We start from the raw sequence: 14,412 nt of genomic DNA, 5'->3' as shown, positions 1-14,412 counted from the left end.
CATGGATCTCATCGCAGCTCTGCAGACGTCGCTCGCCCAGCTCGTCGGGCCCTCGGCGATCTTCTACGCACTCCTGGCCATCGGCCTGAACCTGCACTTCGGCTACACCGGTCTGCTGAACTTCGGCCAGATCGGCTTCGCCCTCCTCGGCGGCTACGGCGTCGGCATCATGTCGGTGAAGTACGACCTGCCGTTGTGGGCCGGGTCGATCATCGGCGTCGTCGCCGCCGGTGTGCTGGCCCTCGTGTTGGGCCTGCCCACCCTGCGCCTGCGCGCGGACTACCTCGCCATCGTCACCATCGCGGCGTCGGAGATCCTGCGACTGATATTCCGGTCGACCTCCACCGACAGCGTGACGGGTTCGACGAACGGGCTGTTCGGCTACGCCGACGGGTTCTACTCGTTGAGCCCCTTCGACAACGGCAAGCAGTACTCCTTCCTCGGCATCAAGTTCCAGGGCAGCGACCTGTGGTCGATGGTCATCGGTTGGATCCTGGTGGCGCTGCTGTGCCTGTTCGTCTTCCTGCTCGTCCGCAGCCCCTGGGGACGGGTGCTCAAGGCGGTGCGCGAAGACGAGGACGCCGCACGGTCGGTCGGCAAGAACGCGTATTTCTACAAGATGCAGGCCCTCGTCCTCGGCGGGTGCATCGGTGGCCTGGCCGGCGTGTTCAACGCCCTGCAGACACAGTCGATCAACCCCGACTTCTACTCCACCGCCCAGACGTTCTTCGCCTACGGCGCCTTGATCCTCGGCGGCGCGGCGACGGTGTTCGGCCCGGTCCTCGGCGCCATGCTGTTCTGGTTCCTGCTCTCGATCCCCGATGTGCTGCTGCGCCAGGCCACCTCGGGTGACAACCCCATCCTCGACCTGAGCCAGCAACAGGTCGGCGCGATCCGCTACGTCCTCCTCGGCCTCGCCATCGCCCTGATGATGGTGTTCCGCCCACAGGGCATCCTCGGCAACAAGCGGGAGGTCCAGCTCGATGCCAAGTGACACCACACCCCAGGCCCCGACACCACAGACCCCGACATCACAGACGGCGACCGTCGCGACGAGCAGGCTGACCGCGCTCTCGACCGAGGAACGCGCCCGGATCTTCGCCTCCGTCGACCCCAGTCCGGGCAGCGCCAAACCCGACGCCATCATCACCGTCGACGGCATCACCCGGAAATTCGGTGGGCTCACCGCCGTCGACGTCGCCCACCTGGAGATCCAACGCGGGGCAATCACCGGCCTCATCGGACCGAACGGCGCGGGCAAGACGACATTCTTCAACCTCATCACCGGATTCGACAAACCCGACTCCGGCACGTGGTCGCTCAACGGCGACCCGCTGGGAAAGCTGGTGCCACACCAGGTCTCGCGCCGCGGCATGGTCCGCACGTTCCAGCTGACCCGCGCGCTGGCGAAGTTGTCGGTGCTCGACAACGTGCGCCTCGGCGGCCGCCACCAGCGCGGCGAGCACTTCCTCGCCGCGCTGGCCCCGTGGACCTGGAGCAAGCAGGAAGCCGAGATCACCGAACGGGCGCACGCCCTGCTGCGCCGATTCCGTCTGGAGGAGAAGGCGAACGACTACGCCGGCTCCCTCTCCGGCGGCCAGCGCAAACTCCTCGAGATGGCAAGGGCCCTCATGTGCGACCCCGAGGTGGTGATGCTCGACGAGCCGATGGCCGGCGTGAATCCCGCACTGACACAGAGTCTTCTCGAACACATCAAGTCCCTGCGCAAGGACGGCATGACCGTCGTGTTCGTCGAACACGACATGGACGTCATCCGCGACATCAGCGACTGGGTGGTGGTGATGGCGCAGGGCACCGTGATCGCCGAGTCCCTCCCCGACCGACTGGGCGACAACGAGGCCGTCGTCGACGCCTACCTCGGTGGCCACCACGACCAGGCCCTCGAATTCGACGCCGACGGCAACCCGATCGGCGAGACCGCCGTGCTCGCCCACGAAGTGGACGAGGCGATCGAGGAGACCCTGCAGGCGGGCGGTGACCTCTCCGCTCCCCCGCCGGCGGCCACCGCGCCCCGGCACGACGCCGCACCCGACCCGACACCCCGCGACGACGCCCAGGAGAAGCCATGAGCGAACCCGACGGCCTCGAGAACGGTCGTGGCGAGGCCGATCTGACCCCCGCCCAGCTGGCCGCCACACCCGCCGAACACCAGCGCCGCGCCGGCAACGCGCTCATCCGCGCCGACGACATCACCGCCGGCTACCTGCCGGGCATCGACATCCTCTCCGAGTGCAACTTCTATCTCGACGACGGCGAGATCGTCGGCATCATCGGACCCAACGGCGCAGGCAAGTCGACCCTGCTCAAGGCGCTGTTCGGACTGATCCCGATCCGTAACGGCTCGGTTCGCCTGCGCGAGAAGGACATCACCTCGGCCAAGGCGCACACCCTGGTCCAGGCCGGGGTCGGGTACGTCCCACAGACACAGAACGTGTTCCCCGCCTTGACCATCGAGGAGAACCTCGAGATGGGGATCTACCTACGACCCAAGAAGTTCGCCGAACGGTTCGACGTGGTCGCCGACCTGTTCCCGCTCCTGTCCGAACGACGCAAGGTCAAGGCGGGATCGCTCTCGGGCGGTGAGCGCCAGATGGTGGCCATGGGCCGGGCACTCATGATGGAACCGTCAGTGCTGCTGCTCGACGAGCCGTCGGCGGGTCTCTCACCGATGTTCCAGGACCAGGTGTTCATCCGCTGCAAGGCCATCAACGCCACCGGGGTCTCGATCATCCTGGTGGAACAGAACGCTCGGCGCTGCCTGCAGATCTGCGACCGCGGCTACGTCCTCGACCAGGGGCGCAACGCCTACACCGACACCGGCGAGCGGCTGCGCAACGACCCGAAGATCATCGAACTGTACCTGGGCACCCTGGCGGGTAGCTCCGAGAAGTGATGCGCGGCAGGGCTTGTCTGCCTTCCCGCGTTCACCCCGTGACACGACACGACCCCGCACCCCCTCTCGGGGATGCGGGGTCGTGTGTACTCGTGGGTTACTTGCCGGCGACCGAGACGTACTTGCGGACGGGGCTGAGCAACTTGTTCGAACCGTCGAACTCCAGGATCCCGTAGGAGCCGATCGACGGTTCACCCGCCTCGTTGAAGTCGAGGGTTCCGGTGACACCGTCGTAGTCGATGTCGCGGCCCTGGTTCACCAGGTCGAGGCACGCCTTGTACGAGGTGCACTTCTCACCGCCGGAGGTGACCGAGTTGATCTGGGCGGCGATCGCCCGACCGTTCGTCGACTTCGCCTGTGCCGCAGCCAGAGCCGAGATGACGGTGGCGTCGTAGCTCTCACCGCCGTAGTTGAAGTCGATGAGCGACGGGTCGACCGACTTGAGTCGCTGCTCGAACTCGGCGCCGGTGTTGGTCAGCGGTGTCGTGCCCTTCATGCCCTTGAGCACGCCTGCGCCCACGGCCTTGCCGAGTGCGTTGCCCATGTTGCCGTCGACGCCGTAGACCGACTTGCCGTCCGTCGGTCCGATGCCCACCTCGTGCATGCGGGTGATGATCTTCGCGCTCTCGTCGAATCCGATGACGGCGATGCCGTCGGGGTTGAAGTTCTTCACCTGGTCGACCTCGGCGTTGAACGACTGCGCGTTGGGGTCGTAGATGATCTTCTGGATCTGATCGGCCGGGATGCCCGCGGCCTCGAGGTTGCTGATCGCCTCGGCCGCGAGCCCGGTGCCGTAGGGGTCGTTGAGAGCCAGCACCGAGACGCGCTGGACGCCGTCGGCCGCCATGGTCTGCGCGAGCGCCTGTCCCTGCAGGGTGTCGGCGGGGGCGGTACGGAAGTACTGGCCCTTGTCGCGGTAGCAGGTGAACTGGTCGGAGGTGTTGGCCGGGGAGAACATGACGACGCCCGCGGTCGCGACCTTGTCGATCACCTTCAGCGACACCGACGAGGAGGCGGCACCGATGATGACCTGTGTGCCGGCACCGATCTCGCGGTCGACGGTCGCGTTGGCGGTGTCGGTGGTGGTGTCTCCGGAGTCGCCGGTGACCTCTTCCACCGGCTTGTTCAGCACGCCGCCGTTGTCGTTGATGTCCTTCACCGCGAGCTTGACGCCGGCGAACTCCGGCGGGCCGAGGAAGGCCAGGCTGCCGGTGGCGGGCAGGAGGGTGCCGACCTTGAGCGCCGCGGTGCTCACCGGGCCCGGTGTCGCCTTCTCGACCGAGGGGCAGCTCAGTTTCTGCGCGAGGCCGAGGCCGGCGGGTGCCGGTGTCGACTCGATGCTCACACTCTCCGACGGTGCGCCCGAGGACTCCCCGGAACTCCCGCTGTCACTGCTGCTGCACGCGGCCAGTGTCATCACCGACACCGCCGCGACCACTGCACCACTCATGAGATGGCGACCCGACATCAAAATGTTCTCCTTGCGACAAGACGGCCGAGGAGGCATGCATCAGCATCCGGACCTTCCCTCGGTCCGGTAAAGCTAGCGCGGTCGTGTTGCCCGTGAGTAACATTCGCCGAAAACCGGCGGTCTACCCCTGAGCCGCGGTGTCGAGGGTCTCGATGACGACCACCGCGACGGCCTTCATGGTCGTCCTCCGGTCCATCGCCGCACGTTGGATCCACGTGAACGCCTCGGGCTCCGTTAATGATTGACTGCTCATCAACAATCCTTTGGCGCGCTCGACGAGCTTGCGTGTCTCCAAACGCTCGGCCATGTCGGCGATCTCGCCCTCGAGCGTCGTGAGCTCGGTGTAGCGACTCACCGCCACCTCGATGGCGGGGACCAGATCGGCCTTGCTGAACGGCTTCACCAGATAGGCGAGAGCCCCGGCGTCACGGGCCTTCTCGACGAAATCACGTTGCGAGAACGCGGTCAGCATGACGACCGGCGCGAGGCGTTTCTGCGCGATCTCGGCCGCGGCGTCGATCCCGTCGCGCACCGGCATCTTGATGTCCATGATGACGAGGTCGGGACGGAGCGACTCGGTGAGCTCGACCGCGATCTGTCCGTTCGGCGCCTCCCCGACGACGTCGTACCCCTCCTCGCGGAGCATCTCCATCAGGTCCATCCGGATCAGCGAATCGTCCTCGGCGACCAGGACCCGGTGCGCCGGACGACTGCGTGCCGCACGCTGCTCGGGAGCGGTGGGACGGGCGGGTTCGGCGGGCGACGCTGATGTCACAGGAGGACCTCCACGTGGTTGCACCCGGTCGACGCCGGGGCGGACCCGATCACACGACGGGTCCGATTCCCCAGGACAGTACCGGTTGGCAGGTGCGGTCGCCGATCCACTACCGTGGTCCCTCGTGCCACCGGCCGCCCTGCGGCGGCCACGGCACCGACGCGCCCCCGTAGCCCAATTGGCAGAGGCAACGGATTCAAAACCCGTCCAGTGTCAGTTCGAGTCTGACCGGGGGCACACACACCGACTCACGACGGCGAGTTCGGACGCCCCTGTACCGCCTCGATGCCGCCCAGGATGATGTCGACCGAGGTTTCGATGACCTTGTCGTCGGGTACCTGCCCGTGCATCAACGCCGGACAGACCACCACACCCGAGAGCAGATGGATCGCCGACTCGGCGATCACATCGTCGGCGATGCGCGCGAACATGGCGCGGGCGACGCCCTCGCCGTCGGCGATCAGCCGCGTGCGGATGTCGGCGATCTCCTCGACCGAGGTGCCCCACTGCGCGAGCACGATGAGGATCCGGTCGAGCTTGATGTCGACCACGGCCGCCCGGAACTCCCGCAGTTCGTTGATCAGATCGGTACGGATGTCACCGGTGGGCACCGAATGCGGCATGTCGCCCAGCGCGTCGAGGGCGAGACCCACGAGGTCGATCTTCGAGGGCCAATGGGTGTACAGCGTCGTCTTCGAATACCCCGCGACCCGCGCGATGTGGGCGTGGGAGACGGCGTCCCACCCCTGCTTGGTCAGGACCTCCAGAGCAGCGCGCGACACGTCACCCCGGGTGCGCGCGACACGCGCGTCCTCAGATGTGTCGGTCATGTCCTCAGCTCTGTCGGTCGATGTCGGTCCCTCCACTGTCTCACCCGCGTGGAGTGTCGCCCTTCCACCGTCGCACGTTTTTCCGATGCAAACCTATTGAACTGAGAGACCGTTACTGTACTGTTGGATCAGAAGCAACGGGTCTGGCGTGGAAACCCAACGGCGCCAACACCTTTGGTTTGGTGTGCCGCCCACACCCATTCACATCGTTTCACGCGCCGGCCGCCGGGACCCCCGCTTTCGGGTCACACCGCCGCCGAGTCCTCGCCCACACCCCTCGAAAGGCCACCATGCCCGCAATCCTCTTCGGCTCCATCAGCACCCTCGCCGACACCTCTGAGCTGCAGCGACAGGCTTTCAATCAGGCCTTCGCCGAGCACGATCTCGACTGGACCTGGACCCGTGACGACTACGTCGGCATGCTCGGCTCGAACGGCGGTGCCGACCGCATCGCCCAGTACGCCTCGGCGCGCGGCGACGACGTCGACGCCGGAGCCGTACATGCGACCAAGTCGCGGATCTTCCAGACGCTCATCGGCGACGCCGGCCTGGCGCCCCGTCAGGGAGTCGTCGAGACCGTGGAGGCCGCGAAGTCCGACGGCGTGAAGCTCGGGTTCGTCACGACGACCTCCCGGGAGAACATCACCGCGCTGCTCGACGCACTCGCCCCGGCCATCAGTGCCGACACCTTCGACATCATCGTCGACTCCGACAGCGTCGACACCCCCAAGCCCGACGCGGCCGCCTACCGCTTCGCGCTCGACGAGCTCGGTGAGCAGGCGGACCAAGCCGTGGCCATCGAGGACAACGAGGGTGGCGTCGCCTCCGCGGGTGCCGCAGACGTGCGGTGCATCGCCTTCCCCAACGAGAACACCGCCGACGGCGACTTCGGCTCCGCCGTGGAGGTCGTCGAGGTCCTCGACGCCGCCCGCGTGCGCGAGCTCGCCGCCGGCACCGCCTGACCTCTCCCTTCCCCGTCAACCCGCCGCCGATGACCTCGCGCGGCACACATCCTGGAGCACCACTGTGAGCAATCTGCAAGCACAGGTCACCTCGACCGACCGCGCCTTCCACGTCGAGGGCTACGAGAAGATCGAATACGACCTGATCTACGTCGACGGCGTGTTCGCCGTCGACAACACCGAACTGGCCGACAGCTACCGCCCCTACGGCCGGGCGCTGATGGTCATCGACGAGACCGTGCTGTCGCTGTACGGCGACGCGATCCGCACCTACTTCGACCACCACGGCCTCGACCTCACCGTGGTACCGGTGCAGATCCGCGAGACCGCGAAGTCGTTGGAGACCTTCGAGACGATCGTCGGCGAGTTCGATGCTTTCGGCCTGGTCCGCACCGAACCGGTCCTCGTCGTCGGCGGCGGTCTCACCACCGACGTCGCCGGGTACGCATGCGCGAGCTACCGCCGCAACACGCCCTACATCCGCATCCCCACCACGCTGATCGGCCTCATCGACGCCAGCGTGTCGATCAAGGTGGCGGTCAACTACGGCAAGCACAAGAACCGCCTCGGCGCCTACCACGCGTCGCAGAAGGTGCTTCTCGACTTCTCCTTCCTCGCAACACTTCCCGAGGATCAGGTCCGTAACGGCATGGCCGAGCTGATCAAGATCTCCGTGGTCGGGAACTCCGAGATCTTCGACATGCTCGACGAGCACGGTCCCGATCTCCTGCGCACCCGTTTCGGTCACCTCGACGGGTCGGCGGAACTGCGCGCGGTGGGTGACCGGCTGACCTACGCCGCGATCGCCACCATGCTCGATCTCGAGGCTCCCAACCTGCACGAGATCGATCTCGACCGCGTGATCGCGTTCGGCCACACCTGGAGCCCGACCCTCGAGCTCACTCCCCCGGCGCCGTTCTTCCACGGTCACGCGATCAACATCGACATGGCACTCTCGACCACCCTGGCCGAGCAACGTGGACACCTCACCGTGGCCGACCGCGACCGCGTGCTCGGCGTCATGAGCCGACTCGGTCTCGCCCTCGACAGCGAGTACCTCACCGCCGACCTGCTCGCCGAGGCAACCGGTTCGATCCTCAAGACCCGCGACGGGTCGCTGCGGGCGGCCATCCCCGACCCCATCGGCAGCTGCCGGTTCCTCAACGACGTGACGACCGACGAGTTGGCCGACGCGCTGCAGATGCACAAGAAGCTGGTGGAGGAATTCGATCGGGCCGGCGACGGTGTCGACATGTTCACCGGTGCGCATGACTGATACCCACCCCGTGGAGGTGTCGACACCGGCCGCCCCGCGGCCGGTCACACCGTCGACGATCCTCGCCGAGGTGGTGTGCGACATGCGGACCCGTCTGGAGGGTGTCGACGGGCTCGACCGGTCGATCCTCACCGCGGCGGCACGCGCCGAGGCGCTCGCCGCGGGACTCGATCCGTACCTCGACCTGTGCACGACCGCCGAGACGCCGGCACTGGCCGATCTCGCGCTGCGGACCGCCCACCGTGACTGGGACGCGAACCCGTCGTCGATCCCCGAGGTACGACTCGAGCAGGAGATGCTCTCCGGGCACGTGGAGGGCCAGGCGCTGAAGTTCCTGGTGTTCGCGTGCGCGGCGCGTCGGGTGCTCGAGATCGGGATGTTCACCGGCTACTCGGCGCTGGCCATGGCCGAGGAACTCGACGACGGCGGCGAGGTGGTGGCGTGCGAGATCGACGCCGACGTCGCCGCGTTCGCACGAGAGTGTTTCGACCGGTCGCCGGCGGGGAAACGGATCTCGATCGAGGTCGGGCCGGCGGGTGAGACGCTGCGGCGTCTCGACGACCGATGCCGCTCCGGCGACGTTGCACCGTTCGACTTCGTCTTCATCGACGCCGACAAGCCCGGATATCTCGGCTACCTCGACCTCCTGTTGGAGGGGTCGTTGCTCGCCCCCCGGGCCCTCATCGCCGTCGACAACACGCTGTTGCAGGGCGAGCCGTACGCGGTGGACGCCGTCCCGTCGACGAACGGGTCGGCGATGGCGACGTTCAACGCCGCACTCACCTACGACGACCGTGTCGAACAGGTGGTGCTGCCCCTGCGCGACGGGCTCACCCTGATCCGGCGGGTGCCGGACCGCACGCGGTGACGTCCCTACGTGAGGCCGACGCCGCGCGCACCCTCGGGGTGCTCGCGGCGTTGACGGTGACGCTGCCGATCGACGCGGCCGTCGTGGGCGTCGCCTGGGCGGCCGGTCGTCTCCGTCCCGGGGACACCGCCCACCCGAGTCGCCGTGCACAGCGCAAGACCGTCCTGGTGACCGGCGGCAAGATGACCAAGTCGCTGGCGCTCGCACGCGCGTTCCACGCCGCCGGCCATCGCGTCGTGCTCGTCGAGTCGACGAAGTACCGCTGGACCGGACACCGGTTCTCCCGCGCCGTCGACGCCTTCCACTGCACGCCCGAGCCGACCGCGCCCGGTTACGCAGAGGTTCTGCGCGACATCGTCATCGCCGAGGATGTCGATGTCGTGGTGCCGGTCTCGAGTCCCGCGTCGAGCATTCACGAGGCCGCCGCACACACGCTCCTCGACGCGCACTGCGAGGTCGTCCACGGCGACGAGAAGACGGTCCACATGCTCGACGACAAGGACGAGTTCTCCGCGCACGCAGCATCGTTGGGATTGGCCGTCCCGCATTTCGCACGGATCACCGATCCGGCGCAGATCGACGACTTCGACTTCCGTCCGGGCAGCGAGTACATCCTCAAACGGATCGCCTACAACCCCGTGGGACGGATGGACCTCACCCGGTTGCGCCGCGAGACGCCGCGCGAGAACGCAGCATTCGCCTGCAGCCTCGGGATCACGCGCGACGATCCCTGGATTCTCCAGGAGTTCATCGACGGTACCGAGTACTGCACGCACGGCACGGTGCGCGACGGTCGTCTGCAGGTGTACGCCTGCTGTGAGTCGTCGGCCTTCCAGATCAACTACGCGATGGTCGACAAACCCGACATCCGGCGCTGGGTCGAGACGTTTCTCGAGCCGCTGGATCTGACCGGGCAGGCCTCCTTCGATTTCATCGAGGCCTCCGACGGCACCGTCTACGCCATCGAGTGCAACCCGAGGACGCATTCGGCGATCACGATGTTCTACGACCATCCGGACGTGGCGGCGGCCTACCTCACCGACGACCAACCCACCGTGGTCCCCACGGCGTCGTCGCGCCCGACGCACTGGATCTATCACGAGCTGTGGCGCCTGCTGACCGAGCGCGGACGTCGTGCACGGCTGGCCAGCATCCGCCGCAGCACCGACGCCATCTTCGACCGCGACGACCCGCTGCCGTTCCTGATGGTGCACCACCTGCAGATCCCGTCGCTGCTGGTGCGCAACCTGCGGGCCCGACGTGGTTGGAGCCGCATCGATTTCAACATCGGCAAGTTGGTGGAGAACGGTGGTGACTGACCCCGTGACCGCGCCCGAGCGCACCCTCGTGCTGCACCTCGTGGGGTCGCCGGTCGACGAGGCGTTCGCCGACCTGTCCCGCCTCTACGCGTCGGGCTGTCTGTCTGCCCTGCGCGCCGACGCGCGATACGACAACCGGATCGCCCACGTGTCGCCCGGGGGCACGTGGTCGTTCCCCGACGACCTCACCCCGTCCGCGATCGCCGCCGCCGACGAGCTGTCGGCCGGGCGTGCGCTGGCGATGATCGAGTCGTGGGGTGTCGACGTCGTCGTCCCGCAGATGTTCTGCCGACCCGGGATGACCTCGTACCGTTCGGTGTTCGATGTGCTCGGCATCGGGCGGCTCGGCAACTCCGGCGAGGTGATGGCCATCGCCGCCGACAAGGCGGCGACGCGTGCGATCGTCGCGACGGCGGGTGTCGCCGTACCCGACGGGGAGGTCGTGCGGCGCGGCGAGATGCCCACGGTGTCGTTGCCCGTGGTGGTCAAGCCCGTCGATGCCGACAACTCCGACGGCGTGACTCTGGTGCGGGACGCCGCGGACCTGCCTGCTGCCCTGGATGTCGCTCTGACACTGGGGGATTCCGCCCTGGTCGAGTCCTATGTCGAGCTGGGGCGCGAGGTGCGGTGCGGCATCATCGTCCGCGACGGCGAACTGGTCTGCCTCCCGCTCGAGGAGTACGCGGTCGACCCGGAGACGAAACCGATCCGCGATCGCGCCGACAAGTTGGCGCGGTCCGACGACGGGGACCTTTTCCTCGTCGCGAAGGACGCCGAGCACGCCTGGATCGTCGACGACGACGATCCGATCGTCGCCGTGGTGCACGAGGCCGCGCGTCGCTCACACCGCGCACTGGGGTGCCGGCACCACAGTCTGTTCGATTTCCGGATCGACCCCGACGGCACACCGTTCTTCCTGGAGGCGGGGCCCTACTGCTCGTTCGCCCCGGGAAGCGTGATCGCGGTGATGGCGAAGGCCGCCGGTATCGGGCTCGACGAGGTGTTCGCCATCGCGCTGGCAGAACTGCGCGCCGAGGAGGAGAGACGATGAAACACACCACTCTGACGCCCCTGGGCGCCGAGGTGACCGGCGTCCGCGTGGGGCCGCTCGGCGCCGCGGACACCGACGAACTCCGATCGCTGCTCGCCGAGCACGGTGTGGTCATCCTGCCGGACCAGGACGTCGACGACGACGACTTCCTGGCGTTCCTGCGCAGCTTCGGCGAGACGGTGTTCACCGTCGGGGAGACACCCGTACCGGGGCGTCCCGAGTTGAACGTGATCAGCAACGTGGGACGGTCCACCCCGCCCCGATCGCAGTTCCATGTCGACACCAGCTACATCCGGAACCCACCCGTGTACACCGCGTTACGGGCGGTCGACGTGCCCGCCGAGGGTGGCCAGACCCTGTTCAGCAATCAGTATCGCGCGTTCGAGTCGTTGCCGGAGATGGTGCGCGAGGACCTGTCCGAGCGCACGGTGACCCATGTGGTGTCCGGTCTGGAACTGGACGACGACGCCGAGACGTCGGCGGTGCACCCGCTGTGCGCGACACACCCGATCTCGGGCCGGACGTCGCTCTACCTCTCCACACCCCAGCGGTGTGCGGAGGTGAGTGGCCTGAGCGAGGAGGAGGCCGCCGACACGGTGGCATCGCTGCTCGAGCACAGCACGCGTCCCGACAACGTCCTCGCTCACCGCTGGTCGCCGAACGATGTCGTGATGTGGGACAACCGCTGCGTGATGCACAAGGCGGACCACTCGGGTGTGGTGGGTGATCGCGTCATGCACCGCGGGATGGTGGGCGGGTAGGACCACCGGACATGGTGGGTCGGTGGCGCGTCGGGGATGTTTGAGCCGGGGGACGCCGGGTACTCCGAGCACACGGGTGTCGGCACAACGGCACCGCGGACGTCGACGTCAGAGGTGACAGTGCTCCTCAACTCCCCCCTCCTCCATTTCCCCACACAGATGACCGGTGTGCTGCCGCCCGCGCGGTCGGTGCGGCGTGCGGCCGCGACGCCGGCGACGGAGGGGTTGCTCCCCCACCGGTTCACGCTGGGTGATTCGGTGTATGCGCCGCAGGAGGATTCGTTTCTGCTGATCGAGGTGATGCGCGCGGAGGTCGCGGCGATCGCGGGTCGGCGGGTTCTCGATCTGTGCTGCGGCAGCGGCGTCATCGGTATCGCCGCGGCACGTCTCGGTGCACGGGAGGTCGTCGCCTTCGACATCAATCCCGAGGCCGTCCGCAGTACGGCGGTCAACGCGGCGGACGCCGGCGTCGTCGTCGATGCGCGGCAGGGTTCCATCACCGATGCGCTCGCCGCGGGGCCTTTCGACGTGGTGCTCAGCAACCCGCCGTACGTCCCGGCACCGGATGGCGCGACCGGCGTGGTCGCCGGGGGCGGTGACATGACGACCACCGCGTGGGACGCGGGCTCGGATGGCCGCTCGGTTCTCGATCCGTTGTGCCGGGCCGTTCCCGATCTCCTGGCGCCGCAGGGTATGTGTGTGTTCGTGCATTCGGAGACGTCAGGTGTGGACACGACCGTGGCGATGTTGGCCGCGGGCGGTATCGCCGCGGAGACCGTGGCGTCCGGTCACATCCCGCTCGGACCCGTCCTGCGGGAGCGGGCCCAGTGGCTCAGCGCCCGCGGACTGCTCCCACCCGCGGCGCAGTCGGAGATGCTCGCGGTCGTGCGTGGCCGACGATGACCGATCGTCGAACGGTGCGGATGGTGCCGGGCGGTCCGATCATGGTGCAGGGCCCGGTGCGCATCGAGATGCCCGACGGTGCGGTGGTCGAGTCGGACCGGTTCCTGGTGGCGATCTGCGCCTGCAAGCGCAGCAAGACCTTTCCGCTGTGCGACACCAGTCATCGGCGTCGGGCGCGCACCGCGGAATGACGCACATGTCGCATGCGGTGCGCGGCACGGACTGACCTCAGTCGAGGTCGATCGCCCGCTCGCCGCGCTGCCACGACTCCATCATGTGGTCGGCCAGACGCCTCTCGACGAGGTCGAACGCCCGCATGCCGAACAGCACGTCGTCGTGGAGTTCCGGTTCCGTGGCGACCAGATCGCCGACCACGTCGGTGCGCATCACCTGTTCGTGGACCGCGTCGGCCTCGACGTGCTCTCGGTAGAACGCCGCACACGCGGGCGGCGCATCGAGGCGTTCGAGAGCCTCGGCCAGACGTCGTGAGCCGGGCGATGAAGTGATCTCGGTGGCGGCGAGGTGTCCCACCGCCGCCCCACGCAGGGTGCGGTGCAGCCCGATCATCGACATCAGGTTCACCGTGACCAGGGCCTGCGCCGGGGCGCGGTCGAGGTATCCGAGGTACGTCGAGTCGAGGTCGGCGGCCTCCATCAGGTCGGCGAAGAGTTGCTGATGCATCCGGTCACCCCGCCCGCCGCCGTATTCGTCGAACTCGACGGCGACGAACGCCGCCTTGCTGCGACCCCGCAGACGCGGGATGGCCCAGGCATGCGGATCGGCCTCTTTGAGGTGGTAGAGCGACCGAACGGCCAGGTACTCGCGCATCTGCGCCCAGGTCCCCTCGTCGCGGAGAAAATACGAGGGGCCGGTGCCGTCGATGGGTTCCACCGACATCGCCGACATCTCGCGAGCGACGTCGTCCTCGGGACCGATGGTCGCGATGTCGGCCTCGAGAGCCGCGTGAAACCGTGTCTCGAGCCGACGCCGGACGTCGAGCAGCCCGGGCTCCCATTCCCACTCGGGGTCGACGTCGGCGAAGCCCCGGTAATGCAGCTCGTAACAGGTGTAGAGCGCGAGGTGCAGGTCGATGCCGTACGGGTCGGCGTCGGCGACGGCGGCAAGCGCTGTCGACGACACCGCGGCAGGCCGGTCGCTGCTCGGTCGACCGCCGGCGAGCAGGTCGACGACCGTCGACGACAGGACGCCGCGCCCCCTCGGCAGCGGCGGGCCGGCGAACCGAACCGGTTCCTGGATCGCGATGCTCACGGACTCTCCTGAC

Annotated in this window: 15 protein-coding genes and 1 tRNA gene; 12 read left to right on the top strand and 4 right to left on the bottom strand. The window is 67.7% G+C overall.

The features are described 5' to 3' along the window. Window position 1 precedes the first annotated feature (1 nt). The 3 genes from ACQ7HM_RS17260 to ACQ7HM_RS17250 are packed head-to-tail and all read left to right on the top strand — an operon-like array spanning window position 2 to window position 2,914. On the top strand, window positions 2-994 hold the full coding sequence (locus ACQ7HM_RS17260; RefSeq protein WP_434217445.1) for a branched-chain amino acid ABC transporter permease: 993 nt from the start codon (window positions 2-4) through the stop codon (window positions 992-994). After that, window positions 984-2,090: an ABC transporter ATP-binding protein gene (locus tag ACQ7HM_RS17255; protein WP_434217444.1), complete on the top strand. Its 1,107-nt coding sequence runs from the start codon at window positions 984-986 to the stop codon at window positions 2,088-2,090. Before ACQ7HM_RS17260 ends, ACQ7HM_RS17255 begins: the two co-directional genes overlap by 11 nt. Beyond that, window positions 2,087-2,914: an ABC transporter ATP-binding protein gene (locus ACQ7HM_RS17250; protein WP_434217443.1), complete on the top strand. Its 828-nt coding sequence runs from the start codon at window positions 2,087-2,089 to the stop codon at window positions 2,912-2,914. Before ACQ7HM_RS17255 ends, ACQ7HM_RS17250 begins: the two co-directional genes overlap by 4 nt. A 97-nt stretch (window positions 2,915-3,011) precedes the next feature. Here the strand turns inward: ACQ7HM_RS17250 and ACQ7HM_RS17245 are convergent, their stop codons facing one another. Beyond that, on the bottom strand, window positions 3,012-4,382 hold the full coding sequence (locus ACQ7HM_RS17245; protein ID WP_434217442.1) for an ABC transporter substrate-binding protein: 1,371 nt from the start codon (window positions 4,380-4,382) through the stop codon (window positions 3,012-3,014). A 124-nt stretch (window positions 4,383-4,506) separates the two neighbouring features. Next, complete coding sequence (locus tag ACQ7HM_RS17240) at window positions 4,507-5,076, bottom strand: ANTAR domain-containing response regulator (protein ID WP_434217513.1); 570 nt, start codon at window positions 5,074-5,076, stop codon at window positions 4,507-4,509. Between the two features lie 247 nt (window positions 5,077-5,323). Between ACQ7HM_RS17240 and ACQ7HM_RS17235 the strand changes: the two genes are divergently transcribed. Beyond that, window positions 5,324-5,397, top strand: a tRNA-Leu gene (locus ACQ7HM_RS17235). A gap of 11 nt (window positions 5,398-5,408) precedes the next feature. Here ACQ7HM_RS17235 and ACQ7HM_RS17230 read toward each other — a convergent pair. Continuing rightward, window positions 5,409-5,990 carry a TetR/AcrR family transcriptional regulator gene (locus ACQ7HM_RS17230; protein WP_434217441.1) on the bottom strand — a complete coding sequence of 194 codons (582 nt, stop codon included), beginning with the start codon at window positions 5,988-5,990 and terminating at the stop codon, window positions 5,409-5,411. A gap of 290 nt (window positions 5,991-6,280) precedes the next feature. Here ACQ7HM_RS17230 and ACQ7HM_RS17225 point away from each other — a divergent pair, with 290 nt between their 5' ends. The 8 genes from ACQ7HM_RS17225 (at window position 6,281) to ACQ7HM_RS17190 (ending at window position 13,321) form a co-directional block, all read left to right on the top strand. Further along, window positions 6,281-6,952, top strand: coding sequence for an HAD family hydrolase (locus ACQ7HM_RS17225; RefSeq protein WP_434217440.1), 672 nt, complete (start codon window positions 6,281-6,283; stop codon window positions 6,950-6,952). 64 nt (window positions 6,953-7,016) lie between these two features. Then, on the top strand, window positions 7,017-8,228 hold the full coding sequence (locus ACQ7HM_RS17220) for a sedoheptulose 7-phosphate cyclase (RefSeq protein WP_434217439.1): 1,212 nt from the start codon (window positions 7,017-7,019) through the stop codon (window positions 8,226-8,228). After that, on the top strand, window positions 8,221-9,096 hold the full coding sequence (locus tag ACQ7HM_RS17215; protein ID WP_434217438.1) for an O-methyltransferase: 876 nt from the start codon (window positions 8,221-8,223) through the stop codon (window positions 9,094-9,096). Before ACQ7HM_RS17220 ends, ACQ7HM_RS17215 begins: the two co-directional genes overlap by 8 nt. Continuing rightward, window positions 9,093-10,415 carry an ATP-grasp enzyme gene (locus ACQ7HM_RS17210; protein WP_434217437.1) on the top strand — a complete coding sequence of 441 codons (1,323 nt, stop codon included), beginning with the start codon at window positions 9,093-9,095 and terminating at the stop codon, window positions 10,413-10,415. Before ACQ7HM_RS17215 ends, ACQ7HM_RS17210 begins: the two co-directional genes overlap by 4 nt. Next, the gene (locus ACQ7HM_RS17205; RefSeq protein WP_434217436.1) at window positions 10,408-11,466 is read left to right on the top strand and encodes a D-alanine--D-alanine ligase family protein; all 1,059 of its coding nucleotides are present in this window, start codon (window positions 10,408-10,410) and stop codon (window positions 11,464-11,466) included. Before ACQ7HM_RS17210 ends, ACQ7HM_RS17205 begins: the two co-directional genes overlap by 8 nt. After that, window positions 11,463-12,227: a TauD/TfdA dioxygenase family protein gene (locus tag ACQ7HM_RS17200; protein WP_434217435.1), complete on the top strand. Its 765-nt coding sequence runs from the start codon at window positions 11,463-11,465 to the stop codon at window positions 12,225-12,227. Before ACQ7HM_RS17205 ends, ACQ7HM_RS17200 begins: the two co-directional genes overlap by 4 nt. Window positions 12,228-12,341: 114 nt before the next feature. Then, window positions 12,342-13,130 (top strand): HemK2/MTQ2 family protein methyltransferase, encoded by a 789-nt coding sequence (locus ACQ7HM_RS17195; protein ID WP_434217434.1) that lies wholly within the window; start codon window positions 12,342-12,344, stop codon window positions 13,128-13,130. Then, a complete protein-coding gene (locus tag ACQ7HM_RS17190) occupies window positions 13,127-13,321 on the top strand; it encodes a CDGSH iron-sulfur domain-containing protein (RefSeq protein ID WP_434217433.1) in 195 nt (64 codons plus the stop codon). Before ACQ7HM_RS17195 ends, ACQ7HM_RS17190 begins: the two co-directional genes overlap by 4 nt. A gap of 37 nt (window positions 13,322-13,358) precedes the next feature. Here ACQ7HM_RS17190 and ACQ7HM_RS17185 read toward each other — a convergent pair whose 3' ends face one another. After that, window positions 13,359-14,399 carry an iron-containing redox enzyme family protein gene (locus ACQ7HM_RS17185; protein WP_434217432.1) on the bottom strand — a complete coding sequence of 347 codons (1,041 nt, stop codon included), beginning with the start codon at window positions 14,397-14,399 and terminating at the stop codon, window positions 13,359-13,361. Between the last annotated feature and the right edge of the window lie 13 nt (window positions 14,400-14,412).

This window comes from Williamsia sp. MIQD14 (genome assembly GCF_051025635.1).
Lineage (GTDB): Bacteria > Actinomycetota > Actinomycetes > Mycobacteriales > Mycobacteriaceae > Williamsia_A.
The sequence above is the reverse complement of the archived record's forward strand: the minus strand, read 5'-3'. Positions and strand labels throughout refer to the sequence as shown.